This is a genomic window from Pseudoalteromonas sp. APC 3355 (genome assembly GCF_030407615.1).
In the GTDB taxonomy this organism is placed as follows: domain Bacteria; phylum Pseudomonadota; class Gammaproteobacteria; order Enterobacterales; family Alteromonadaceae; genus Pseudoalteromonas; species Pseudoalteromonas distincta.
Genome location: NZ_JASDDB010000001.1, coordinates 699,930 through 726,301 on the forward strand (window position 1 = coordinate 699,930; position 26,372 = coordinate 726,301).

Here is a 26,372-nt window from a genome sequence, read left to right on the forward strand (position 1 = left end):
TATAATAAAGCCCATCAATGATGGGCTTTATTTTAATTCAATTACTAAAACTTAATTAAAAGTCAGCGGTAAATGTAACTGCTGCGGTGCGAGGCGCACCAATGTAGTAAGTAGCGCCGTTACCGGTACCACCTGCTAAGTAGCTTTTGTCAGTAACGTTATAAACAACAAACGATACGTCAATGGCTTTAAACGGACCTGCATCTACGTCAGTTGAATAACCTGCATTAAAATCAAGTACGGTGTAGCCGTCTACTTTATTACGCGTGCGAGTGTCTTCGTCTTGCCATGCACCTAAGCGCTCACCGGTGTATTTAGCCGATAAACCAACACGAAAGCCATCGCTAAAGTAATCGGTAGATACCACAAATAAATCTTCTGATGAATCGATTATGCTGTCGCCTTTTCTAAAGCTCGGTGCTACCTCATTACCACTTCCATCTCTTAATATTACACCCTGTGAATCGTATGCATTTGGATCATCGGATGAATACTCAGAACTGCTATTAGTATACGACGAGTACACGCTCCAGCTTGGTGTTAACATATAGCTTGCTGCAAGCTCAAGGCCATTTGAGTCAATACCCCCTACATTTACGTACGAGCCATTTGTACCAATGGTGTAATCAATCCCATCTGTGCCACTACCAGGGGCAATAAAGGTAATGCGGTTATCAAACTTAACACTGTAAGCCGTTGCTGTAAGGGTTAATCTGTCGGCTTGGTAACGTACACCAAAGTCGATGTTGTCGGCAGTTTCTGGCTCTATGTTTGTAAGTGTTGAGCTATCTCGCTCCAGTACACCGTCTTTTATTGCTGAAAAATTCTCGCTGTAACTAGCAAATAATTCTGTGCTGTTATTTAGCTGATACAATACACCACCACTAAATAACACGTCTGAGTCGCTATCTACTTTATCTGATCTTTCGTTAGCAAAGTGGTCATACTTTTGTAATTCAACTAAATACTGTTTTGCACCAATATTTAATGTTAAGTCACCAAAATTAATCGAGTCTTGTAAGTACCATTTGAATGTATCGGTATCAAAAGTGTTTTTGTATTGTGTCCAGTAAGGCGTGCTATCAAAGTGATGATAAATACGCGCGTCAATTACTTTGTGCCAATCACGCGATTCATCACGCTCACTTTGCTCATACCAAAAGCCCGCTTCGATATCGTGATCACCAAATGTAGCTTGGTAATTTGCCGTTACACCTAAACGATCTTTGTTGTAATGCGTATGGCGGTAAGACATAACCGGCGTTGCTGTTGCATCGTAACACGCAGGATTTAAACCAGGACCCGACTCCCATGGCCAGCTCAAACTTTGCGTACAATCGGCATTGGGTGCAAGCGGGTTGCCTTCACTATCAGCAAAACCATAAGAGCCTGCATTAGTGCCACCCTCGGTTGTTGGGTCGCCATTTTCATCAACAGGCGTTGTTAAATAAGGTGGGATCCAATCGCCGCGACCTGAATTTTTATGATAATAAGGGCTAACAGTTAATAATGAAGTTGGCGAAATCGCGTATTCAAATTTTAAATAGCCTAAGGTATTTTCACGAAGCGTTCCCCAACCTTCTGCAAACATTTGGTCAAAGTGCGGAACTCCCGTCCAATTCCATGTTAGCTGATCCCAATCGGGTGTTTGTTCAAACTGCTCAAGGCTTACGCTGTTATAGTTTGTCTCGCTTACATCATCGTAAGATAAACGACCAGTGAGCGTTAAATCGTCAAAATTAGATACAAACTTAAGCTCAGCGTGTTGGTTGTCTTTGCCCCCATTACTGCCTGAACCAATCCAGCGGCTTGTATCTGTTTGCGAGTAACTTACGTACGCTTGTGTGTTATTAAAAACAGTGCCTGTTTCGTGTTTAATATAATAACGCGTGGCATCGTGACTGCCTGATGTATAAGCAAAGGTAGTGCCTTTTTCAAGGCTTGGGTCTTTACTTACAAAGTTAAATGTCCCGCCTAGTGCTTCAAGTGAAGCCGACTTAATATCAGACGTACCTTGACCTACTTCTACTGTTGCTAAATTTTCACTCTCCAAGTAACGGTTAGCTTTAGCACCACCGCCGTAATTAGAGCCACCATTGGGAATGCCATCAACGGTCATACCTAATTGTTGTTGGTTTCCATCAATACTAAAACCACGCATAGTGATTGTAGTAGACCAATCGTCGCCACCAAATGCATCACCTTCGTTTATGCTAATACCTGGTAAATTATCAATAACCGATAATATGCTCGATACCGAACTTTGTTGCTCAAGCATTGCAGGCTCAATAACATTGTTAGCGTAGCTCGTTGGTTTAGCAACCACGGTTACTTCTTCTATGGTGTTGTCGTTAGCATAAGTAGATGTTGATACCGCCATAGCAACTGCCATGCTTAATAGCGATTTGTTTTTTAAAGCGTACATTGTTGTCCCGTTTAGTTTTAATTATGAAATATGAAAACGCGGACAGTATGAATTTTAAATATGACAACGAGGATGAACTTTATTTACATGAAGGTTAAACAAATATGGAAGATTTATGGCGGGAATATGTACAAAAAAAGACACCCAAAGGTTTAGCTTAAGGTGCCTTAATAACTAAATATAATACTTAGCTGTTACTTTAATTCAGCTAGCATTTCATCGCTGTAAGGTACTAACTCTTCACCGTTTGCAATTTTGCTAATGTAATCTGGGTTTGCGATAAGTGGGCGACCAATAGCGATTAAATCAAACTTAGCATCGTTAATTGCCTCTTTTGCTGACTCAAAACTATAGCTGCCTACGCCTACTAATGTACCTTTGTAGCCTGCACGTAAAAATTCAGACGTTGTTTTACCTTCAAGCGATTCAAACGTTGTACTGTCGTCAAAAATACCACCGTGTAAGTATGCTAAATCTCTCTTCTCAAGCTCTGGTAATAAGTAATCAAATACCGCTTTATCACGGTTATCTTCGCTCATATTAAAATAAGCACCCGGTGTAACACGTAAAGCAGTACGCTCATTACCTACAGCGGCGATAACTGCATCGGTTACTTCTAGTGCAAAACGCGACATATTTTCAGGCGTTTGACCGTATTCGTCGCTGCGTGTATTTGCAGCGTAATGTAAAAACTGGTCAATCAAATACCCGTTAGCACCGTGAATTTCTACCCCGTCAAAACCCGCTTCAATCGCATTTTCTGCCGCCTTTGCGTAATCAGCTACAAGGCCCTTAATGTCATCTATAGTCGCTGCTTTTGGTGTGATATATGTAAGCTCACGCATACGAGGTACAGAGCCTTCAACGCCAATTGCCGATGGTGCCAGTACATCACCATCAAAAAAGTGAGGATGTGCAACACGGCCAACATGCCAAAGCTGTGCAAACATTTTGCCGCCATTAGCGTGCACTGCATCAGTTACTTTTTTCCAACCTTGAATTTGCTCACTGGTAAATAAACCCGGTGTATTTGGGTAACCTTGCGCATCTGGACGAATAATAGTTGCTTCGCTAATAATTAAACCGGTTTCGGCACGGCGAGCATAATATTCAACCATATCTTGTGTTGGCACTAAGTTATCGTCAGCCATACAACGCGTTAATGGTGCCATAAGTACGCGATTTTTAAGCTCAATCGTATTATTTAGTTTAAACGGAGCAAGTAGATCAGTAGTCATTTTTCAATCCTTCATTAAGTATATGCTTACTACAATGTGGCCTTTTTACAAACATTCAAGCCTATTTTGAATGATCGCTCAAATTAGTTGTGACTTATACTGTTCAATATACAAATTAGATCTGCATTGCTGAAATTAAATAGCAACTTTTCAACACTCTGTCATATAACTCGATATACTTGTGTGCATATAATTGAGATATAGTAATTAAGAGTGAGCTAATTATGACAACGCCAAATTTAAGCGAAGAACAAGCAGTAATTTTAGGGCTTGGGGCAAAAAAACGCCTAGCCTATATGTTCGAAACCGTACAACAATTTAAACAAGTATGGATTTTAAACGACGATGATGGCTGCGTTATGCTTGCCAACGAAGATGACGACTGCGTGCCAGTTTGGCCAACTCGTGAATTTGCAGAAGCATGGGCAACTGGCGAATGGGCTGGCTGCAGCGCTAAAGCAATTCCACTTGCAGACTGGTTTAGTCGCTGGACACCAGGCCTTGAAGAGGATGATTTACTTATTGCTGCCTTTCCTACTGAGGAAGACGACGGCACGATATTGTTTTCAGATGAGTTTGAAAAACAATTAAGAGCACCGAAGAAAAAATATTAAACCTAATTACTAAATTTAAAACGCGGCCACTGTAAAGTAGGCCGCATTTTTATACGTTTATGTCAGTGAATCAATTTTATTTAACAATTCAACTTTATACTCATCTGTTGCATCAGCACTAAAAGTAATAAACATACCTATCAGCACTTGGTTTTTGTACTGCTGTAAATCAATATACCCGTTAACCCAATCTTGGCGAGCTAGTCGCTGACAACCAAACAGCTGCTTTGCTAACCATTTACTATCAACAAGACCATTCAAAAAGCCTTTTTCTTTAGCTGAAATACATAGCTGCTCTGCTATTTTTAGCGATTGACTAAAAATGCCTGTCGGTTGTTTATGTTCAAATAAATTACTACGCTCACCAGCAACAAACGCAGCTCGGTAAAACGCTTCATCTTTTTTAAATAATTCGAGTAAGTTATCTATAAACGCAATAGCGGCTTCTATTGGGTTTGTCATGTCGGGCTGTAGTATAACTTTTTCAATGCGAATGACCATTTCTTCGACCAGCACTTTGAAGATATCATGCTTTTTACCAAATAAATTATGAATAGTTGGTATTGAAACACCTGCAACATTGGCTAATTCGCTTAATGTAAACGCATCAAAGCCTTTAGAGGCAATAAGATTTCGGGCATGCTTTAGTATATCAACCTTTCTCAACTCTTTGTTTTCTTGTCTTTTTTTATTACCCCGAGCGATATTTAGTTGCTCCATTTATTTTCTCCATAGAAAAACAGCTTGACCACAGTTTTTATTGTAGGTTAAGTTTTACTTGCAATAAAAACTGTGAAATACGTTAAGGACACATTATGACTAAAAGTATAACAAGATCGATTGATGCATGCGCCTCACATTACGGTGAAAATGCCAATGAAATGCGAGAATATTTACTTAATGGCGAAAAAAATGCTTTAGCTATGAATAATAGAGGCCCTATTGAGTTTGATGAATATGGTGATTTAGCACAAAACATTAAAAGCCAATACCAAGAATACGGCTTTTATATATTCGAAAACGTAATTGATAAAAAAGAGCTCGCCGAGATAGAAATAGAACTAGCCCAATTAAAAAAAACCTTCCCTTTAGAACCGTATGGAAAAACAACCGCAGATGGAAAACCAGCGTTAGGTGCTGATAATCAAGCACCTAATTTAATTTGGTCAAAATCACTTGGAGATCCACTTGGCGGAACCGCAATCGCTAATGGCCGACACCAAGTAAAATTATTTGAACCTGAAGCTGCTGACGATCTGCCTGCGTTTTCGCCTTTTGTATTGCTTGGCTCACTGCAGTTTTCTGAGTCATGCTTAAGAACGTACGCGCACCCTCAATTATTAAAAGTGGCCGAGGCAATAAATGGTAAAGATTTTGCACCATTTCATGAATGTCTTTTTATTAAAGATCCTGGCGTAGGCGCTGCCGTCTCATGGCACCAAGATGGTGATACTCATTGGGAAAATGAAAATTTTGATCAAGACATACACGGCTTTAACTTTATGGCGCAAGTTTTTGGCAGTACTGCTGTAAATGGTGTGTGGGTTTTACCTAAAAGTCATAAGGTTGGTAGGGTTGATATTAAAAAAATGGTTGCCGAAGCAGGCAGTGAGCGCTTAATTGGAATGGTGCCTTTAATTTGTAATCCCGGTGATGTTGTTATTTGTAATAGACAGCTTTTGCATGGTTCATTCGCTAACTCTGGATTTGAGCCTCGCGTTACTATTAACTTTGGGTTCCATAAACGTTCATCTGTATTAGGTGTCATGGGCTCTGGAATGCACTGTGAAGCTAAAGTTTACGATGAGTCACTTATTGAGCAGAGATCAAAAGTACTTGGCTATGCAATAGATGCTAGAAAACAGCACTTCCCTGACGAAACACCTTATCAATATCAACCTTTTGTTGAAGCCAATAAAACCTTTGATTGGGATGATCAGGCAAAACAAGAGATTAAAGATTATAACTTACTTGATTTAAGTATATAAAATCACTTAGCTCCTAATAATTTTAGGAGCTAATATTTAGTTGGATATCAATATGACTATAAAAAATGGAATATACCCAGTGATCCACACTCCCCTTTTAGAAGATGAGAGTATCGATTTTAAAGGGTTTGATAAATGTTTAGGTTATTACCTAGATACAGATATACACGGCTTAACAATTTTAGGTAGTGGTGGTGAACTCCCTTATTTTTCTGATCAAGAACAACTTAAAATTGTTCAGTACACTTACAATAAAGTGCAAAATAAAAAGCCACTTATCATAGGCGTAAACGCATACAGTAGCGCGCAAGCAATTGAAAAAATTACTGCTTATAAAGGTTACTCGAGTTATATATTACTGTTATTAACTCCTTACTATAAATCAAGCTTTGAAAACTACTTAAAAGCGATTGAGAACATAGCGCAGCATTCAACTTCACCTATCCTTTTTTATTATTTCCCTCAGATTACAGGGCATTATTTTTCAAACCAACAATTAATAAAACTGCTAAGTATTAAAAATATTATAGGTATTAAAGATAGCTCATTACATCTAGCAACAGCGCGCACCGTTTTAAATAAATTGCCTGATACTCGTTACTTTAGCGGATTAACTTTGGTGTACGAACATATAGCTGCCCATGGTGCTGCGGGTGCAATTTGTCCTATAGCAACTATTTTACCCATGCAGGCTGCTGCATTTTTTGAAGATTTAAATCTAAATAACACTAAAGAGATAAATAAACATCGTACAGTATTAAAATCTGTATTACCGATTGCTAATAATTTAAATATTTCAGTAAGTGTGCAAAACTCACTGCTTAATATTTTAATTCGTAGTCCTAAACCACTAATAAAGTCAGTAAACAGCCCTCATGCAAATATTAAAGAAGCACTCAGCCTTTTGGGATTACCAATACACGCAACGGTAAGAAGCCCTTTAGCGCCTATCAGTTATGAATCAAAAGAAAAAATAGCTAAAATTTTAGCTTCTATAAAAATCTAAATTGTACTAATAGTTAATTTCTAAATGCCAAGTAAGCCTGCGTAATTGCATCTGGATTTTCTACTTGCGGATAATGCCCAAGCTCTACAAACTCTTGTACGCGCGCATTGGGAATAAGCTTTTTATAATGCTCAATCATGTGCTTACCAGAGATGGGATCTTCTGCGCCTGCTATAAACGTAAGTGGTATATTGCTATTTATGATGGCACCAACCCAGCGTTCTCTGTTTTGCTGCCTCTGCTTTATATAACTAATGAGTTTAGGCATAACGGCTAAACCATCTTTATAAATTAGCAACTCCCAAAGTGTGTCTACCACTTGTTTTGAAGGAGGTGTACTTTTACTAAAAATAGTAACTAAATTATTGGCAAATTTTTGTTTATTCATTAATTTTGGCACTATCCAACCTAGCTTTGAAAGTAAAAGCTTTTGTATAAATAATGGTTTATGCACCCCAGGAAATAACCCACCATTTAAAAAACACACGCTGTTTATTTTAAAGTCACTTTGGCTAACCACTTGCCTTGCTAATAACTCTTGAGCCACTGTATCGCCATAGTCATGAGCTAAAATATGTACATCATTAATATTTAACGTTTTTAAAAATTGGGTATATAAGTCGGCTTGTTCGGTAATTTTATAAGTAGCGTTTATTGGTTTATCTGACAAACCAAAACCTAGCATATCGAGCGTAATTACAAAATAATGTTCACTAAGCGTTTGCCACATACCTTCCCAATCCCAGCTAGCACTTGGAAAGCCATGTATTAAAAGCAGCGCAGGCTTAGTTATATCACCAGCTATTTTTGTAAATATTTGATGGCCAGAAATATGAGTGAATTGGCCCTGCGATTGCCACTGTTGAAGAGAAAACATATATTAGCTTTATTTTTATTATCTATTTGTTAGTTTTATCATAGTGGTAATTAATAAAGGAAATAAAACCAATGTATAAATTTGCATTGGCTTATTAAAAGTCATGTCAAAATTTAATAGTGTAATCTAAATAAACTCGGTGGTCGGCTCTGTCGCCTTTAACACCATCAACGCTGCCTGATTTTTCGGTTGTATAATCTACAAATAACCAGCGCAAACTTAAGCCTTTTATTTTCTCAACTTTATAGCGCGTATCTACAGCCCAATATTTTTCGTCAGCTGTGCCAGCTAACTTACCCAGCGCAGAGTTTTCAGCATCGCTACCGCTTGTGTAGTAAAATTTTGTTGTTAAACCTGGCGATACTGCTTTTAAATCAATGCCAAAACGTGCCTGCCACGTTGCCTCGTTTTGATTTGTTAAATCGGCACCAATCAATGAGCGAGTTGGAAATGGGTTTGTACCATGATCGCCACTAAAGTTATCTTCAATCCAAGCATCACTTACCTTAGTAAATGCCGCACCTACACTCCAAATATCTTTTTTCCAATCAGCATCCAAGTAATAGGCAAATCCATCGTTTTCACTTTTAGTTAAACCTGTTAAAGCACCAGGTGCATCCTCATCATCTAAATCACCGCCCTCTGCGCCTGTTACAAATAAATCGCCATCATCTTGTGAGGTAAATATGCCAGTTGAAAGGGTTAACTTACTTTGCTCAAGTTTAATGTCATAACTGATTTTTAATCCCATTTTACTTAGATAATTGTGGGAATTTAAATATTCAGCCTCTAATGTTACATCGTCTTTTTTATGCGTAGCACCTACGCCCCAAATTACGCTAATGGCGCCAAGTGCCGATTGATCGGTAGAAAAGTCTTCCCATTTTTCATCATGTCGACGGCTCCATTTGTCGTATACGTAACCATATAATTTAGTGTTGCCGATTTTATAGTCGCCAAAAACACCTCTAAAAGTATTAGGAATAGCACGGCTGCCTGAGCTTTTTAAAAGCATGCTTTTGGTTTTTTGCCCACCTACTTTAACGTGACCGTTTTTGCCCAATTTAAAATCTAAAAAATATTGACCAAATTTAGAAAAGCTATCGTCTACTCCACCACTCTCATTACCTGCTGGTAAAATATTACCTGCGGCAGAACCTGTAGAGTTAATATTCATTACAGTGTAAGTCGATACACCCACACTCAATAAATCGTTTATATAACCCGATGTGTAATTGAGCTCTATACCTTGAGCAAAAGTTGAATCGTCACTTGCGTCGTTATCGTAGTCACGGTCAAAATAAATTGATCTAAGTTTTATATTAAATTCATCTTGTTCTGTCAGCCCATTAACAGCAGCATACGAAGGAATAGAAATACATGTTAATACAGCGCCTGTTGCCGCAAGTAATTTAGATACTCGGTGAGCCATAGTTATCTCCGTTATCTTGTTTTTTAAGTTTGTTACTGTGCAGCACATAGGGATATGTATGCTTTTTGACCTACACGGCAAACATGTCATAGGGTAATTACATTTCAAGTAATTACCTTTCTTTCATGCTAGTAAATATAGAACAATATAAATTTATAATGTTTTAATTTTTATATTATAAAATAGTAATAGTTTGTTTTATTTCGGATGAATTGTAAAAATTGGTAAAGATTACCTCTTGCTCACTCGTATCTAAGTCGCTAATTTTATTTAAAAAAGCATCATGATATTAATTGAATTTTACTTGATTTAAACTTACCTAAGTAAAGTTATGAGCAGCTAATTTCTTCTAAAAATCAATAAGCACAAAAACCAGCGCCTTTTGCTACTACTTTTGTTGGTATCTATAAAGTGATGCAGAATTTATAAATTATTATATTTATATGCACTTTAATTTTATCTTGAGGCTTAAAATCAACTTTTTAGACTCCCCCTACTCTAAACCTCTATAAAATATATACATTCCAATTAATAACAAAGTTGTGTCTTGAATAATAGGTGCTATATTTATTTCGATCATAAAACAGATACACGCTTGGTATATCCATAATAAAGGATGAGTTAATGTTTTCAGGACGGCCGGTTAGTAAAAGATTATTAATCTCGGTGCTTACTCATGCTATTTTTTTCATTTGTGGTGTTGTATTAACCTATTTTGCACACGTTTCACATCAAAATGCTGTTAGTAATAAAATAAACCGAGCCCTTAACTACCGTCTTGCATCGCTCTCAACAGGTGTAACTAACCGATTCGACTTATATAAATATGGATTGTACGGTTTAAAGGGGTTTATACACGGTATTGGCATCAATAACTTAAGCTACCAAACAATTTCAGATTACTCTAACAGTCGCAACTACGCACAAGAGTTCCCTGGAGCAAGCGGTATTGGCTTTATAAGAAAAGTAGATGCCAAAAACTTAGCGCAATTTTTACAAGCTGCAAAATACGATCGCCCTAACCAAATGTTTAAAGTGAATAAACTAACGAGAGAAAATAATGAGCACTTTATTATTCAGTATATATTTCCTGAACAAAGTAATTTACAGGCTCTAGGACTCGATATAGCGTCGGAAAGTACACGCAAAGAAGCTGCATTAAATTCTGCAATTAATAATCAAGTTCAATTGTCGGCGCCAATTACATTAGTCCAAGCTAATAAAAATTCGCTCCAAGGCTTTGTAATTTTACTACCAGTTTATAAAAATATTATTATTCCTACGGATAAAAACCAACGTTTAGAGCAGTTAATCGGATGGACTTACGCCCCTTTATTAATAAATAATATTTTGGACTCTCTATCGCAAACTGATGAAAACAGATTAGTAATTAGCGATATAGGTAAAAACGCTAACGTTGACTTTTTTAGTTATGGTGCTCAAAGCGAAGCTGATAAATATCAGTCAACTAAAGTTATTAAAGTGATGGGAAGAACATGGGAAATCACACTTAGCGCCTCAGATGCGTTTATTAAAACACTGCATTTACCCAGTAAGTATCAAGCTATAGCAAATGGCATTTTTTATACTCTTGTTTGTATGTTTATTATTTTGATAGTTCAGCTATTTTTTTACCGTAAAGCACAAAGAACACAACGAAGAATTATCAAAGCTAAAAAAAATAAACTCGCATTGCAGCAAGCAAATTTAAAACTAGAAAGCGAAGTCAAACAACGTACGCAAGAAATAGCCGATATGAGCATGCTCCAACAAAGTATTTTAAACAGTGCTAGTTATTCAATTATAGCGACCGACACAAACGGCTTAATCACTCTATTTAATCCCGCCTCAGAAAAGTTATTAGGCTACAAAGCGCAAGATGTTATTGGTATTAAAAACCCAAGCATATTTCATTTAAAAGAAGAAATTATAAAAAAGGCTAAACTACTTAGTGCTGAATTAAATAAACCTGTCACCCCTGGTTTTGAAGTATTTATCTTAAAAGCAACAGCAACAGAGCCTGATATTAATCAATGGACATACATTTCTTCTACAGGCGCGCAAACACAAGTTAATTTAAGTGTCACCTCGTTGTTAAATAACGAAGGAGACACCGTTGGCTACTTAGGCATAGCTTACGATTTAACAGAACAAATTGACCACGAGCAAGCCCTTGGTCACTCAAAAGAACTTGCTGAGCAAGCATCGCAAGCAAAGTCTGAGTTTTTAGCAAATATGAGCCACGAAATACGAACCCCGATGAACGGTATACTTGGCACATTACAACTATTACAAGAACAACCGCTTAATGAAAAATCAAAAGAGTATTTAAAAAAATCACTGTATTCAACTCGAGCACTCACCACCATTATTAACGATATTCTTGATTTTTCTAAAATAGAGGCCGGCAAGCTTTCATTAGAGCATAAGCCTTTTGACTTTTTTGAACTTATTCATCACTTAGAGTCAGACTTAGGTGTGCAAGCAACAGATAAACACATTTACCTTAAATTTGTGATTGATATTGAGCACACGCATTGGGTGGGCGACCCAGTTAGACTCAGGCAGGTATTTTTAAACTTAATATCTAACGCGATTAAGTTTACATCTCAAGGTGGCGTTACAGTAACCTTTAGGTTAACTGAGGAAAGCAGAATATGTTGTTGTATATCAGACACGGGGATTGGAATTTCTGAGCAAGCAATTGATCGATTGTTTGAGCGCTTTGAACAAGCTGAGCAATCAACCACGCGTGAATATGGTGGTACGGGCCTTGGCTTACCCATCACTAAATCATTAATAGGCCTGATGAATGGCGAAATTAAAGTAACAAGCCAGTTAGGTTCAGGGAGTCAGTTTTATGTGTACTTACCATTAAAACAAGCGCAGGTGGATGACAGCACATTAACAACCAAAAATATTGAGTTTCCTGACCTATCTGGAAAAATTATTTTATTAGCTGAAGATAATAAAATAAATCAGCTTGTTGCAGCTGCGATGCTTGAACCAACTAAAGCCACCATTATTATTGCCAACAATGGTTTAGAAGCGATTTCATTATACGAGTTACACAAACCAGACATTATTTTTATGGACATTCAAATGCCAAAAATGGATGGTCTTCAGGCATGTAAAAAAATTAAGGCGCTTAATAGCGAACAAATTGTTATTGCATTAACTGCTAATGTTTTTACAGAACAAAAAGAAATATACAGGCAGTTATTTGATGGTTACGTTTCAAAACCAATCGAAAAACATGAACTTGTCGGCATGTTATCGACACTTTGCTTAGTAAATAATTAGTCATACTGAAGGCATTAAAAAACCCAGTTATTGTTACCTTTCGATATTAATAACTGGGCTCTAAGAATAATGGTGGAGGAAGAGGGATTCTTAAAAAAATAATAACACACTGATTAACAATATAAATACCGGCAAAAGTAAACACAAGGAATACCAATAGGCATACTAAAAGTTATTTATTTTTAAAAATAACCAAGGCGGCCTAGAGAAAGTTCAGCTTGCCCTACTCCTCCCAAGCATCTAATAATCTAGTAACCTTAGCATCTATAGATGATATGTCTTCCTTCATAGCTTTAATCTCACTGATATCATCAAAAGTTCTCTTTTTAAGTTCGTATTGCTCTTGCACTTTTGTATCTTTAGAAATCAACTTAGGATTTTTACTAGCGTAATTTATTAGCTTTTCAATATATTTAGATTGGGATATTTCATCCGCGTCACTAAGCGCCTTTAGTTTATCACGCGCTGATTTAGATATTTCCAGTTGTACTTTACATATCTTATTATTGCTATTTTTCAATACCTTTTCATGGTTTTTCCAATCTTTATAAAGTCTTCTATATGCAACTTCTTGACTATCATCATTTGAAAAGTTGCTCCTAATTATTTTTCTTATATAAGGTTTTAAATCACTCCCTTCTGCCATTAAATCACTGGTGCTAACTTCAAGCCGATAAGCTAACCAAACTAGAAAAGCTTCATTATCTTCTTCGACCCATTTAAAAATATTCTTCCTATCAATCCAATCTACCATAAGCTCTTTTTCCTTATATTTGTTGCTCTAATATCCACAAAAGAGATTACAACGTAAAGCCTATTAACTATTAGTTTAGTAATAAATTACAAGAACTAATTTAAATCCCCTTTAAAATATAAATAAACCTTTAATTAGACTTTTAGTTAAACACTAAAAACCTCTAAAAAACCTCCAATTTAGTCAAAAAATAACTAAAACAAAATAACACCCTGTTATTGCATTTCAATATAAGCCTGCTTTACTATAGATAAGTCCTGGCTGAGCAAATGAGAAGTAATTAAATGAATGAGTTTTTTACTGTATCCACAGGTCTATCAGCGTATTCAAAATGGGTGTTAATTCGCTTGATTTTGGATAAGGCTATTGGAGATCAATTATCTAAAACTGACTTCATTAAACGAGGGTGCCCATACAACAAATTCAATATAGTTGTAGGTGAACTACTAAATATCGAAGCCATCTCAGAACATAAAGTTGGACAGTCTAATCCAGAAAGGCCTAAAAGCTCATATAATTTTATCTACGATGCACCCAGCGAAATTAGTAAATTAATTTCGAGCGAAATGCTTGTAAAAATAGAAGCCGAAAACTTTAGAGTCCCAGTTAAAATAGTATGGTGTTTTTTGTGTTTAAGCAAAGATGAATTTGGATTCGTCGAAAACCTTTCTGTACCTGTTATTGCTAAAGCCTGTAAGTTAAAAAATGTAGAAGTAAAAACAGCTATTGCGCACCTTGTAAAATCAAAAAAAATTCAACAATCTACAACTGGATGTACTTTCAAGAAAAATAAGTTATTTGCTCATGAGGAAAATCGACTTATTACAAAAAGGCCATCTGCATACAATTTATCAATACCTAATTACGATAGTTTAGATGAGCTGAAGGCAACTGCATTAGACTTTAACTTATTATTAAGTCCAAAAGAGGTTAAAATTGGAGACTATGTAAGTAGCATTTGTAATTGGTTACCAGACAGCTTTAATATTCGGTACAAAGTGCTTTTTGATGTTTACCTAAATGCCCATTTTTCAGGGCTTTCATTTGAGTTAGTTAAATCATATTTAGCTGATCAACCCGAGAGTTCTATTGATAACTTTCGAAGCTCCTTGACTCTACTTACTATAAAGGGCATAAAAAAAATTCTCAGTTATAAAAACCCAAAACAACATCTATCTATACTTGATGTTAGCAATTCACTATTTGGAACAACCGATATCTTTCACATGAATTCGAATTTATATCGTCTAAGTAGTTTTATCACTTCATTTATAAATGTTTATGTAAATTGCCTATTGTTTATTACATATGATTACTTTAAAAAATCAACTCCCTTTCGAGTTAAAGCCTACAGAAACTACATATCTAAAATCGATAATATGAAAGCTGATGTTATTGTCTTTAACAGGAATCTTTTTTTGTACATGAATACAAACAATCCTACTCCTAAAGTAAGAATAGCATTTAGAGCAAAAATATAGATATCATAGCTCTCAATTTAGATTAATCGAGTCGTAACTTTAGAGCAGAAATAATTAAGAGCAAAGCTCGTATGTGACGTGATCGAATAAATAGCCTGTTGATACTTCGTTACTTTTTCAAAACTAGTTTCGGTTTGGTAGTATTTATAGAGATTTTAATTCCTTAGATATTATTCAATTACTAAATATTAAAAAATTACAACTCATACACCTGATATGAACTAATACATACCAGGAGAAAGAGTATGAACAACCCAACACAGTACCAAATAATTAAATGTCCTTTGTATAATGAGTACGGCGTATTAGCAAAAGAAAAACAACCGTTAGTTATTCCCTATTTAGATGCTATTGAAAAAGTCATGCTTGCTGCATGCACTGAACATAAAAGAACGTTTGCAGTCAGAATTGATTTAAGGCTACCTACACATTCAAATACGATTAATCTAAATAGCAACAAAGTGTGTACTCGGTTTATTGCCTCTCTTGAGTCACAAATTAAAGCCGATACAAAACGTAAAGCTCGTGCGGGTAAAACGCCACACCCATGCAATATTAGGTATATTTGGGCTAGGGAGCAGAACACTGCTCACCACCAGCATTATCATTGTGTACTGTTTTTCAATAAGGACCGGTTTCACTGTACAGGTAAAATAAATGCAGAGAGTGATAACCTGTTTACTCGAATAGTAAAGGCCTGGGCGAGTGCGTTGAGCATACCAGTAGGTGAAACAATGGAATTAGTTCACTTGCCTCAAAATGCACATTACTATCTTGATGCTAAGAGCTCTAATTTTACTCATGACTATCATGCTCTGTATTATCGACTGAGTTACCTAGCAAAGCTCAATACTAAACAATATGGTTCAGGGCAGCGTTGTTTTGGTTATAGTCAGAGGTGATATTCTAATTAAGACCTGTGCTTCTCATAACTTGTTCTAACGCGCTTTTGAGACCTTCAACTAGCTTAATAAGCTAAAACCCTTAGTATATAAGGGATGGTAAGTTCCCAAAATAGCATTACGAGAAGCACTATTTACACTACAAAAGCAAAAAAAGAACGCACTGCAAAAATGCGTTCTTTGTTTACTTCTAATCAAATAAGCTCGCGACCCCGGCTAACAAACCACTAGCAACAGCCAAAGGCACCGTAACTGGCGCAGACGCCACCCCAAGGCCAACAACAACTGCACCGGATACTGTAGCGCCAGCTACAGCACCAGAGCTCACAGCAATGGCTGTTCTACTGAGTGATGGCTCAGAACTACCGGTTATTTGTTTAGAAACTTCATTTCCTACTGCACCGCATGCAACGGCTTTTTCTAACGACATAACAAACTTACTCCTATCATATGTAATAAATTTATAGCTCTAACTCCTCAAAGTCTTTATCGATTTCCTCCTGGGTTATGCCAATGTAACGCAGTGTTGTTGCTTCCGAGCTATGGCGAAGCATCTTCATTACACGCGCGATGTCTTGGGTTTTATGGTAGAGGTGGTAACCTCGGGTTTTACGCATTGAGTGAGTGCCTAGTTTTAAATTAAGCTCTTCACCCACTAACGCAAATGCTCTTGTTACAGCCCTTCGAGATAAAGGCCGTGGTACTGAACTTTTAGCTTGTTGATTTCGATACGATTGAAATAAGTAAACATGGTTGGGGTGAGTGATTCGTACTTCATGGATAAACGCTAATGCTTTTTGATTTAGCTTAATCTCTGCAAGCTTGCCTGTTTTACTTTCAAATATAAGTAACCTGTCGTTTTGAATATCCGTAAATTTAACAGACAACAAATCAGATATGCGCAAAGCCAAGTTCAAACCTATATTCCAAATATGGCTCATCTGTTTAGAACACCGCTTTTCAAGCAAATAACTAATTAACTTTACTGTATCAAGGTCCTTAATCGCCTGTACTTCAGCCATAGCCAACTCCTTATTCTGTTGAAATAGTGACCTGGTAGCAGCCTGTGTTGTAATACTCAACAAAGTTAGTCACAAATAAAGTTAAAAGCTCCTTGCCCTCTCGTTCACTTAACCAGCCCACCAGCATGTGATACACGCGTTTAATCACAAAGCAAACATCAATCTCCTTTACTAATTCAGAGTCAGGTCGGTCCTGGTATGAAAAATCAGTAATGTATACAAGCTCCCAAAAAATACCGCGTTTTTCTAGCCTAACCTCGACTGGGTGAAAGCCCCCAGCTGCTGCGCTATAATCTTTATCACGAAAATTAATAGTTAACTCACTCGCATTCCCTATCGATTCACCTTGTTTAGTGATGGCATTTACAATCACATCAAACAGTGACTCTGGCACGTTTAGTCCTGGCACTTGCCCTATTTTAATCGCCATACCCTACCCCCTTTAAATTAAGCCATGCTCAGCAAATGAATAACTGGTTTCACCAATAATGATGTGATCGACTATCGATACATCAATTAGGTTAAGCGCCTGCTGTAATTTGTTAGTAATAAGCTTGTCAGCTTGAGATGGTGTACTTACGCCTGAAGGATGGTTGTGCGCAAGTATTACAGATGCTGCATTTAGCGCTAATACTTCTTTAACTACTTCCCGTGGGTATACGCTTGCGGCGTTAATAGTCCCCCTAAATAACTCTTTATATTCAAGTATGCGGTTTTGGCTATCTAAGAACAGGACGGCAAACACCTCATGCTCAACCAACGCCAGCTTATGCCTTAAATATTCTTCACTGTCTTTCGGACATGTTAAAGCCCCATGCCTAAATTGCTTTTGAGCGATTATGTAAGCAGCAGCTTCAAGTATTTGTTCATCACTTACTGGGTGATCAAATTCGTATAGTGACTTGTTATTTTGCATTGTTATGCCCTCTTAATGGTTTATGCAAAATAGTGATGTATATGTTTAACGTTTTTGTTTCGCCTCAGTAAAAAATTACTACCACCGGAAAGGATATGTACTAATAACCTAACCGGAGAAATCCCATGCGTTTAATCAAATTAAAAGAAGTTTTACATATCACAGGCTTAAGCCGTTCAACTGTTTATCGCTTTATGAGCGCTGGTGGATTTCCAATGAAGGTAGAGCTAGGTGGTAACTCTGTAGCCTGGGTAGAAAGTGAAGTTGAAGAATGGATAAGTGAAAAAATTGGGAAAAGAGATGAAATTTAACTAACAAATGTAGATTTAATCATGATTAAGCAGTAAGTTAGCCTTATTAAAAGGATTTACAAGGCTAAAAATATGCTTCATGAACAATTAAAAGATAAACAAAGAAAACTACGAGATAACTTCCCTGAGGGCTTAGCATTAAGAGTGCATCGAGCCCTTAGCTGGTTAAACAAATCTGAGCAATGCCATGATGATTTAGATTGCCAGTTTATTTTTCTGTGGGTTTCTTTTAATGCTGCTTATGCCCAAGACACTGAATGCTTAAACTTCAATGAAACACAGTCGTTTAGCCACTTTCTAGAAAAGCTTGATACTCTCGACTCACAAAATCGAATCTATAATTTGCTATGGCATGAATTTCCAAAAAGTATTCGCATCCTTTTAAGCAATCAATTTGTATTTCAACCGTTTTGGCAGTTTCATAACGGCCAAATCGAAGAGCAAGAATACAAACAACGTTTCAACGATGCAAAACGCGTGGCTAACGTAGCTTTGGCAAATAAGGAAACGGCAAAGTTAACCTCCATCGTGTTACAACGACTCTATACCCTAAGAAATCAATTGATACATGGGGGAGCTACTTGGAACAGTAGTGCCAACAGAGAGCAACTCAAAGATGCTGTACAGTTTTTATCGCAACTCATTCCATACATAATCGATATAATGATGGATCACCCTAATGAGCTATGGGGCGACGCCCATTATCCATTGATATATAAATAGCATTAAAAATGGCAAAACTAACAGAAAAGCAACTCTTAGAACAAGCAAATATATTAGCTAGTGAAGCAAATAAAGGTTGTATTAATTCTAAAGAAGAACTTTTAAAAATGCTTAACAAATACCCATTTATCAAAAGCTATCTATTAAAAAAATTAGCTAACAAAAACCGTAAATCAAACTGGAAACACGTTAAAAAACACAATCGTAAAAAAGACGCAACTCGCGCGCCAGGAGTTATGACAGGTCTACTGGGTAAAACCTCCGCACGAACGTGGCAAAATACAAAATAAGATTAACTCATTTTGATTGCATCTTTAACTTTCCCTGATATAGTTACTACAAAATAATGACTTAGTATATTTATGACTAATATCGCATTGGATGCACTCACACATGCGCAGAGGGAACGCCTAGCGTTCATTGACTTTAACCTGCAGTACTTTGGCCAAGTTGCAAGAGCTGATTTAATTCAACGATTTAAAACTGGCTTAGCCGCGTGTACCCGTGATTTTTCATCCTATAAAGAACTTGCACCTCAAAACCTAGTATTAAGTCATACAACCAAAAGCTACCACCGGTTAGACAGCTTTAAACCTTTGTTCGAACATAACGCTGAGAGTATTCTCAGCGCTTTATGCCGTGGTTTTGGTGATGGCTTATCAAGTAATATTCAGCCTAGTAGTTACTGCCAAGATGCAACGCGCTTGATACACCCAAATAGTGAAGTAATCGCGACTCTTATGCGTGCTATTACGTCTAAGCTCGCTATTGAGTGCCAATATACATCACTAACTTCAGGCACTACTTCAAAGCTATTGGTACCCCACTCTATTGTAAATAATGGTACTCGCTGGCATGTACGCGCATTTGATAGAACCAAGCAACAGTTCAGAGATTTTGTTACTACCCGTATTGAATGTCCAAAAATACTTCAACCACTTACTAAACCTGAAGAATCAGCAGATAAAGACACCCAATGGCACACCATTTACGATATAATTTTAACCCCGCATCCAAAGCTAAAATACCCAAAAGCAATAGAGCTTGATTATGCGATGGAAAACGGGCAATTAAAATTAGAAGTAAGAGCAGCTCTATTGGGTTACTTGCTTAGACAATGGAACGTAGACTGCACTGCTGAAGCATGTTTAGATAGTAATGAGTACCAATTGTGGCTACAGAACAAACAATCTGTTTGCGATGCAGAAAACTTATCTATTGCGCCAGGTTATAAGGAATAAATATGAGTAATGGAATAACCCCCTATCATGCAAAATACTTTGCACATGAATTATCAATTCTTCATGCCAATAATGGCGTAGACAGGCTTTCACAATCATTATTCGATGCAAGTGTTGATTTAAATCCACACCAAATTGAAGCTGCCTTATTTGCGCTAGATAACCCTTTAAATAAAGGTGTAGTGCTAGCAGATGAAGTAGGCTTAGGTAAAACCATTGAAGCAGGTTTAGTACTTTGCCAATACTGGGCCGAGCGCAAACGTAAACTACTTATTATTTGTCCTGCATCACTGCGCCGTCAATGGGCACAGGAGCTTCAAGATAAGTTTAACCTACCATCACAAATACTCGATGCTAAGACTTATAATCAACTGCAAAAATCAGGCATATATAACCCGCTAAATAATAAGCAAGTCGTAATAATGTCCTATCACTACGCTGCAAGGCTAGAAGATAAGCTAGTCGGGCAAATGTGGGATCTTGTAGTTATAGACGAAGCGCATAAACTTCGTAATGCTCACCGCGAAAGTAACAAAATGGGCCAAGCGTTAAAGCGTGCTTTATTTGGAAGAAAGAAACTTTTACTTACAGCAACACCACTTCAAAACTCCCTTATGGAGCTTTACGGCATGTCTACGTTAATAGATGAGCATATTTTTGGTGATGACAAAGCATTCAGAAAACAATTTATGCAAGGCGATAGTGACCAACAAGAGCTCAAAGAGCGTCTCGCAGGCTTTGTTAAACGCACACTACGTAAACAAGTACTTGAATATGTAAAGTATACTCAACGTAAAGCGTTAACCGTTCCTTTCACTCCATCAGATCAAGAACAAGCCTTATACGATGCTGTTTCAACGTTTATTGAAAAAGACGACAGCTACGCATTACCTAAACGACAAAAGCACTTAACAGGTCTGATATTACGCAAGCTGCTTGCCTCAAGCTCTCATGCTGTATTGAACACACTTCAAGTCATGAAGCGCCGCCTAGAACAGCTGAAAGAGCAACGAGATAATCACGAAGATGATTTGCTGCGCACCATCATTGAAGATGACGATTTAGAAACTGACTACTTAGACGAAGAAGATATCGATGAGTTGCTTGATGAAGACGCAGCGAAAGAAGTTATTGATGATAAACGCTTAGAGAATGAAATAAAGGAACTTGAAGGTTTTATCTCACAAGCTGAAGGAATCCAAAATGATGAAAAAGCAAAGGCCCTATTACAAGCCTTAGAGCTTGGTTTTTCTCAAATGGCTGAAATGGGCGCGGCCCAAAAAGTTATCATATTTACAGAATCCAAAAGAACACAAGCCTATCTTGCAACGTTCCTTGCACAGCATGGTTTTAAAGACAAAATAGTCACATTTAGTGGTTCCAATACACACACTGAAGCAACCGAAGTATATAAATCATGGCGCGATAAACACGCAGGTTCAGATGTAGTCACCGGCTCCCCACAAGTAGACAGAAGAACAGCATTAATTGAGCACTTTAGAGATAGCGCCGAAGTAATGATTGCAACAGAAGCTGCCGCAGAAGGTGTTAACTTACAATTTTGTTCATTACTTATAAATTATGATTTACCCTGGAACCCACAGCGCGTAGAGCAACGCATAGGCCGTTGCCATCGTTACGGCCAAAAATTTGATGTAGTTGTGATTAACTTCATGAATCAGCGTAACTATGCAGATCAACGAGTACTAGAGTTGCTCACTCACAAGTTTACGTTATTTGATGGCGTATTTGGCGCATCTGACTCTGTATTAGGTAGCCTAGAAAGTGGCTTAGACTTTGAAAAGCGTATTCAGCAAATTTATCAAGAGTGTCGCTCGCCAGCAGAAATTGAAGCGGCTTTTGAGGCATTACAAAAAGAACTTGAAGCCGATATCAACGTTAAAATGCAGCAAACACAAGAGGCGTTACTAGAGCATTTTGATGAAGATATACATGATTTACTCAAAGTAAAGCTAGACCAAGCAAACGAGCGCTTAGATAAAGTATCTAGATGGTTTTGGGCTGTTACTCAGCATCAGCTACAAGAGCAGGCTTACTTTAACGAGCAAGACTATACCTTTACGTTAACCAACCAAGTAGCCGAACAAGCTCAAGGTAAGTACCAACTTATTCGTAAAGGCACACAACCTGAAAACACAGCTCAACAAGCTATTGACTGTCATGCGCACAAATACCGTATTACACACCCCCTAGGAGAGTATGTAATCGATAATGCAAGAGTGACTGACACGCCTAAGAGTGAGATAATATTTGACTATCAAAACCACCCTACAAAGGTATCGGTAGCAGAAAAACTGCAAGGACAGTCAGGCTGGCTATCATTAAACTTGCTAAGAATAGAAGCTTTTCAAACAGAAGAGCACTTAGTCTTTACGGGTATTACCGATAAAGGCCAGTTGATTGATGCTGAGGCGTGTAAAGCGCTGTTTAATGTTGGTGCTACAAGTGGGAGTAGTATTGAATCTACTATTCCTGAAAAGCTCATTGAAACCCAAGCAAGGCAACTTGATGCCAAACTTGCAGAAGCAATGGATTTGAATAACCAATACTTTCAAGAAGAAAGAGATAAGCTTGAAAAGTGGGCGGACGATAAGGTACTTGCAGCAGAGCAAGCCCTTGTTGATACCAAAAACCAAATAAAGTCGCTTAAAAGAGAAAGCCGCCATGCTACATCTGTAGAAGAGCAACAACAAATGCAAAAACAACTAAAGGATTTAGAGCGTAAACAACGACAGCAACGCGCTGAAATATGGGATGTTGAGGATGAAATTGCAGAAAAGCGCGATGTACTTATTGCTGCGTTAGAAGAACGCATGAAGCAAAAAACAGAAACTAAAGAACTATTTACGGTGCGCTGGTCAGTGGTTTAACCGGCTTTTAGAGTATTAAAGTAGAAGCACCGAACCAATTGACAGTTAGTAAAAAATTAAAGAGCAAAACCCAATATGAGCAAGTACAACGAATTAGTGAAAAAATTAAAAGAGATTTTTCAGATAGACAGACCAGAGCTGGATTTTGGTATCTACCGTATTCTTAATGCAAAAGCTGATGAAATAAATAACTACCTGGAAAACACACTTAAACAAAAAATAAGTGATGCATTAGCAACAGCTGGCAATGCCAATAAAGAAGAGCTTGAGAAGCAACTCACTTCAGCTATAAAGGCAGCAGAAGATGCGGGCTTCAATCCTGAAGACAGCCCCAAAGTAAAAGACTTACGCCAGCAAATTATTGCTACATCGCAAGGCGCTAATGAGCATGAAAATGCAGTGTTCACCCACTTACTTTCGTTTTTTTCTCGCTACTACGACAGTGGTGACTTTGTAAGCAAACGCCGATATAAAGGCGACACCTATGCTATCCCCTATGCTGGTGAAGAAGTGATGCTGCATTGGGCTAACAAAGACCAATATTACATAAAAAGCGGTGAGAACTTCGCAAACTACTCATTTAAACTGGATGATGGTCGCAAAGTTAGCTTTAAATTATTAGCCGCTGATACCGCTAAAGATAACCGAAAAGACAACGACGCAGATAGACGCTTTGTTTTAATAGAGCCGCATGCACGAATTCTCATTGATGAAAATGGGGAAGAATATGAAAAAGACTATAGACCTGTTGATGTTGTCAAAAAAGAGGTTCTAATTGATGGAGAAGCTCAGGTTTTTGAAGAACTTATTCTTCAATTTGAGTATAAAGCACTGAAAAAAGGATCTAAACAGGAAACTCAGATAGCCCAAGCGTTAGAAGTTATTTTTTCTGATCCTCGAGTTCACAATAACTGGGTCGACTTAACAACTCGTGCACCTGTAGAAAGTAGTCCTAATAGAACATTATTAGAGAAGCACCTTGTTACTTATTGTCAAAGTAATACATCTGACTATTTTATTCATCAAAATTTAAATGTATTTCTAAAAAATGAACTTGATTTTTATATCAAAAATGAAGTTATGAAGCTTGACAATTTACAAAATGCCGATGTATTTTCCGACATAGAAAAGCAACTTAGAATGATCCAGTGTTTGAGAAGTATTTCTATAGAACTTATTGACTTTTTGTCGCAGCTTGAAGATTTTCAGAAAAAACTATGGGTTAAGAAAAAGTTTGCCGTTGAGTCTCACTTATTAATTACACTAGATCACCTTTCAGATGAAGATTTACAACATGTAATTGAAAATAATAAGCAATGGTCTCAATGGCAAGAGTTAGGGTTGATTAAAGACGATCGCAACCGAACTATTCAATTCTTAAATGAAAATAAATATCTGACAGTAGATACTTCTCTTTTTGACTCAAGTTTTAAAGCTAACGTATTAAATAATATTGAAAACATAGAAGAGCGGGTCAACGGCACTCTAATTCACGGTGATAACTACCAAGCTCTATCCTTCTTACAAAAAAAATATCACCAGAATATTGATGGAATTTATATTGATCCACCATATAACACAGATGCTTCAGCCATTCTTTACAAAAATGGGTATAAAGATTCTAGCTGGTTGAGTCTCATGCTTAATCGTTTGGTTTTAGCGAAAAATTTAATGAAGCCTAATAGCCTAGTTAGTGTAGCTATTGATGATGAAGAAGTTGCACCTTTAAGACTATTAATGAATGAGTTATTCCCAAAAGAAGTAGGCATTGGTACGGTCAAAGTAAACCCTCAAAGCCGTAAAACAAAAGGGAAATTTTCACCTGTTCATGAATACGCTATGTTTTATGGTAATTCAGAAAATGCATTACCAGCATCAATTGGATATGATGAGAACAAGCTAGCAAGATATCCGCTAGAAGATGAGAAAGGTCGATTTTCATGGATGAATTTCATTCGTGCAGGGAGTAATGATAAGAGAAGTGACAGGCCTAAACTTTATTATCCTATTATAGTTACGCCTGAGGATAATATTAGAATTCCGCAAATGAAGTGGAACGATTCACTTCAACAGTACGATTTATTAGAAGAGCTTGCTGACGGTGAAGTTTTTATATACCCAGATAAATTTGAAGACAATAAAAAAATAGAAAAAAATTGGCAGAGAGGCCATGTAAGAGTATCTCAAGAATATGACGAACATAGAGTTAGAAGAGATAAAGAAGGGAAAATAAGCATAGACTTTAAGACTCGAATGGATGCCAATGCGTTACCAACAAGTTGGTGGGATAAGAAAGAATATGCTTCTGCAAACTACGGTGCAGCAGAATTAAAAGAACTATTTAATGAGAAGCCATTTGACTTCCCCAAAGCTGTCGGCTTGGTGCAAAATTCTATTCTGGCTTGTATTGGGAAAGGTAATGAAACTAAAACCATATTAGATTTTTTTGCAGGTTCCGGAACAACAGCTCATGCATCAATGAACTTGCGACGAACAACTAACCCTGAGCTACGATTCATACTTGTGGAACAAGGCGAATACTTTGACACTGTGATCAAGCCTAGAGTTCAAAAGCTAACATTCACGCCATCTTGGAAGGCAGGTAAGCCGACCTCTAACGAAAATGGACTTTCGAGTATATATAAAGTTATCAAAATTGAAGGATATGAAGATACTCTCAACAATATTGCTTTACAAAAACCATTATCTACAGCCGATCTTTTTAGTGTCTCTAATGAAAATGTTCAAAATGAATACTTAGTAAAATACATGCTAGAGATGGAAAGTAAATCGTCACTTTTAAGTACGGATAGTTTTATTAACCCTTTTGAATACAAAATGTCTATTGCCGAAGATTCAGCTGGAGCTAGCCAAGAAAAGAATATAGATTTAGTTGAAACCTTTAACTATTTAATTGGCCTACACGTTAGTACCATTGAATCAAACCTAGATAAAGGTTATGTGCGTATTGAAGGTACACTCCCCTCAGGTGAACGCGCGTTAGTGTTATGGCGTGACTGCGAAAAAATTCAATATGATGACTTTACTAAATTTGCTAACCGCTTTGATTTATTTGCCAAGCAAAAAACTTTTGATGTGATTTACGTAAATGGCGATCATAACTTACCTACAGCTTTCACAGATGAAGGTGCTGATGGTGTTGAAAGTACAAGGACACTGAAGCTACGCCAAATCGAACCTGAATTTTTAGAGCAGATGTTTGCTCCTGACGAATTAGCGTAAGGAGT

At 37.2% G+C, this 26,372-nt stretch carries 22 protein-coding genes; 12 read left to right on the plus strand and 10 right to left on the minus strand.

Annotated features, from left to right (window positions below):
- Window positions 1–55: 55 nt before the first annotated feature.
- On the minus strand, window positions 56–2,425 hold the full coding sequence (locus QMA08_RS03035; RefSeq protein WP_290173673.1) for a TonB-dependent receptor: 2,370 nt from the start codon (window positions 2,423–2,425) through the stop codon (window positions 56–58).
- 194 nt (window positions 2,426–2,619) lie between these two features.
- Window positions 2,620–3,663, minus strand: coding sequence for an alkene reductase (locus QMA08_RS03040; RefSeq protein WP_024595958.1), 1,044 nt, complete (start codon window positions 3,661–3,663; stop codon window positions 2,620–2,622).
- A 224-nt stretch (window positions 3,664–3,887) separates the two neighbouring features.
- Between QMA08_RS03040 and QMA08_RS03045 the strand changes: the two genes are divergently transcribed.
- Window positions 3,888–4,277, plus strand: a complete 390-nt coding sequence (locus QMA08_RS03045) for a DUF2750 domain-containing protein (RefSeq protein WP_024595957.1) — start codon at window positions 3,888–3,890, stop codon at window positions 4,275–4,277.
- Between the two features lie 57 nt (window positions 4,278–4,334).
- Here QMA08_RS03045 and QMA08_RS03050 read toward each other — a convergent pair whose 3' ends face one another.
- The gene (locus QMA08_RS03050) at window positions 4,335–4,997 is read right to left on the minus strand and encodes a TetR/AcrR family transcriptional regulator (protein WP_290173674.1); all 663 of its coding nucleotides are present in this window, start codon (window positions 4,995–4,997) and stop codon (window positions 4,335–4,337) included.
- Window positions 4,998–5,092: 95 nt separating this feature from the next.
- Here QMA08_RS03050 and QMA08_RS03055 point away from each other — a divergent pair, with 95 nt between their 5' ends.
- Together QMA08_RS03055 and QMA08_RS03060 are read left to right on the plus strand one after the other, a co-directional pair.
- A complete protein-coding gene (locus tag QMA08_RS03055; protein ID WP_039490122.1) occupies window positions 5,093–6,265 on the plus strand; it encodes a phytanoyl-CoA dioxygenase family protein in 1,173 nt (390 codons plus the stop codon).
- A 52-nt stretch (window positions 6,266–6,317) separates the two neighbouring features.
- Window positions 6,318–7,271: a dihydrodipicolinate synthase family protein gene (locus tag QMA08_RS03060; RefSeq protein ID WP_290173675.1), complete on the plus strand. Its 954-nt coding sequence runs from the start codon at window positions 6,318–6,320 to the stop codon at window positions 7,269–7,271.
- Window positions 7,272–7,284: 13 nt separating this feature from the next.
- Here QMA08_RS03060 and QMA08_RS03065 read toward each other — a convergent pair whose 3' ends face one another.
- Together QMA08_RS03065 and QMA08_RS03070 are read right to left on the minus strand one after the other, a co-directional pair.
- The gene (locus QMA08_RS03065) at window positions 7,285–8,148 is read right to left on the minus strand and encodes an alpha/beta hydrolase (RefSeq protein WP_290173676.1); all 864 of its coding nucleotides are present in this window, start codon (window positions 8,146–8,148) and stop codon (window positions 7,285–7,287) included.
- Window positions 8,149–8,254: 106 nt separating this feature from the next.
- Window positions 8,255–9,580 (minus strand): OprD family outer membrane porin, encoded by a 1,326-nt coding sequence (locus tag QMA08_RS03070; RefSeq protein ID WP_290173677.1) that lies wholly within the window; start codon window positions 9,578–9,580, stop codon window positions 8,255–8,257.
- A gap of 624 nt (window positions 9,581–10,204) precedes the next feature.
- Between QMA08_RS03070 and QMA08_RS03075 the strand changes: the two genes are divergently transcribed.
- Window positions 10,205–12,883 (plus strand): CHASE domain-containing protein, encoded by a 2,679-nt coding sequence (locus QMA08_RS03075; protein WP_290173678.1) that lies wholly within the window; start codon window positions 10,205–10,207, stop codon window positions 12,881–12,883.
- Window positions 12,884–13,106: 223 nt separating this feature from the next.
- Here QMA08_RS03075 and QMA08_RS03080 read toward each other — a convergent pair whose 3' ends face one another.
- The gene (locus tag QMA08_RS03080; RefSeq protein ID WP_273610275.1) at window positions 13,107–13,637 is read right to left on the minus strand and encodes a hypothetical protein; all 531 of its coding nucleotides are present in this window, start codon (window positions 13,635–13,637) and stop codon (window positions 13,107–13,109) included.
- A 284-nt stretch (window positions 13,638–13,921) separates the two neighbouring features.
- On the opposite strand from QMA08_RS03080, the gene QMA08_RS03085 reads away from it, so the two are divergent.
- Complete coding sequence (locus tag QMA08_RS03085; protein WP_273610276.1) at window positions 13,922–15,118, plus strand: hypothetical protein; 1,197 nt, start codon at window positions 13,922–13,924, stop codon at window positions 15,116–15,118.
- Window positions 15,119–15,363: 245 nt separating this feature from the next.
- A complete protein-coding gene (locus QMA08_RS03090) occupies window positions 15,364–16,020 on the plus strand; it encodes an inovirus Gp2 family protein (RefSeq protein ID WP_273610277.1) in 657 nt (218 codons plus the stop codon).
- Between the two features lie 190 nt (window positions 16,021–16,210).
- Here the strand turns inward: QMA08_RS03090 and QMA08_RS03095 are convergent, their stop codons facing one another.
- From QMA08_RS03095 to radC, 4 genes are read right to left on the minus strand one after another with little or no spacing between them, the layout of a single operon-like run.
- A complete protein-coding gene (locus QMA08_RS03095; protein WP_290173679.1) occupies window positions 16,211–16,450 on the minus strand; it encodes a hypothetical protein in 240 nt (79 codons plus the stop codon).
- Window positions 16,451–16,481: 31 nt separating this feature from the next.
- Window positions 16,482–17,042, minus strand: coding sequence for a tyrosine-type recombinase/integrase (locus QMA08_RS03100; RefSeq protein WP_290173680.1), 561 nt, complete (start codon window positions 17,040–17,042; stop codon window positions 16,482–16,484).
- Between the two features lie 10 nt (window positions 17,043–17,052).
- Window positions 17,053–17,472 (minus strand): DUF2787 family protein, encoded by a 420-nt coding sequence (locus tag QMA08_RS03105; RefSeq protein WP_290173681.1) that lies wholly within the window; start codon window positions 17,470–17,472, stop codon window positions 17,053–17,055.
- A 12-nt stretch (window positions 17,473–17,484) separates the two neighbouring features.
- On the minus strand, window positions 17,485–17,958 hold the full coding sequence (gene radC, locus QMA08_RS03110; RefSeq protein WP_290173682.1) for a DNA repair protein RadC: 474 nt from the start codon (window positions 17,956–17,958) through the stop codon (window positions 17,485–17,487).
- A gap of 125 nt (window positions 17,959–18,083) precedes the next feature.
- Here radC and QMA08_RS03115 point away from each other — a divergent pair, with 125 nt between their 5' ends.
- The 6 genes from QMA08_RS03115 (at window position 18,084) to QMA08_RS03140 (ending at window position 26,367) form a co-directional block, all read left to right on the plus strand.
- Window positions 18,084–18,269 (plus strand): AlpA family transcriptional regulator, encoded by a 186-nt coding sequence (locus QMA08_RS03115; RefSeq protein WP_058406004.1) that lies wholly within the window; start codon window positions 18,084–18,086, stop codon window positions 18,267–18,269.
- 72 nt (window positions 18,270–18,341) lie between these two features.
- Complete coding sequence (locus QMA08_RS03120; protein ID WP_290173683.1) at window positions 18,342–18,992, plus strand: HEPN domain-containing protein; 651 nt, start codon at window positions 18,342–18,344, stop codon at window positions 18,990–18,992.
- Window positions 18,993–19,000: 8 nt separating this feature from the next.
- Window positions 19,001–19,282: a hypothetical protein gene (locus tag QMA08_RS03125; protein ID WP_058406002.1), complete on the plus strand. Its 282-nt coding sequence runs from the start codon at window positions 19,001–19,003 to the stop codon at window positions 19,280–19,282.
- Window positions 19,283–19,354: 72 nt separating this feature from the next.
- Window positions 19,355–20,233: a WYL domain-containing protein gene (locus tag QMA08_RS03130; RefSeq protein WP_290173684.1), complete on the plus strand. Its 879-nt coding sequence runs from the start codon at window positions 19,355–19,357 to the stop codon at window positions 20,231–20,233.
- A 2-nt stretch (window positions 20,234–20,235) separates the two neighbouring features.
- Window positions 20,236–23,124, plus strand: coding sequence for an SNF2-related protein (locus tag QMA08_RS03135; protein ID WP_290173685.1), 2,889 nt, complete (start codon window positions 20,236–20,238; stop codon window positions 23,122–23,124).
- Between the two features lie 75 nt (window positions 23,125–23,199).
- Complete coding sequence (locus QMA08_RS03140; protein ID WP_096739807.1) at window positions 23,200–26,367, plus strand: site-specific DNA-methyltransferase; 3,168 nt, start codon at window positions 23,200–23,202, stop codon at window positions 26,365–26,367.
- The last annotated feature ends 5 nt before the right edge of the window (window positions 26,368–26,372 follow it).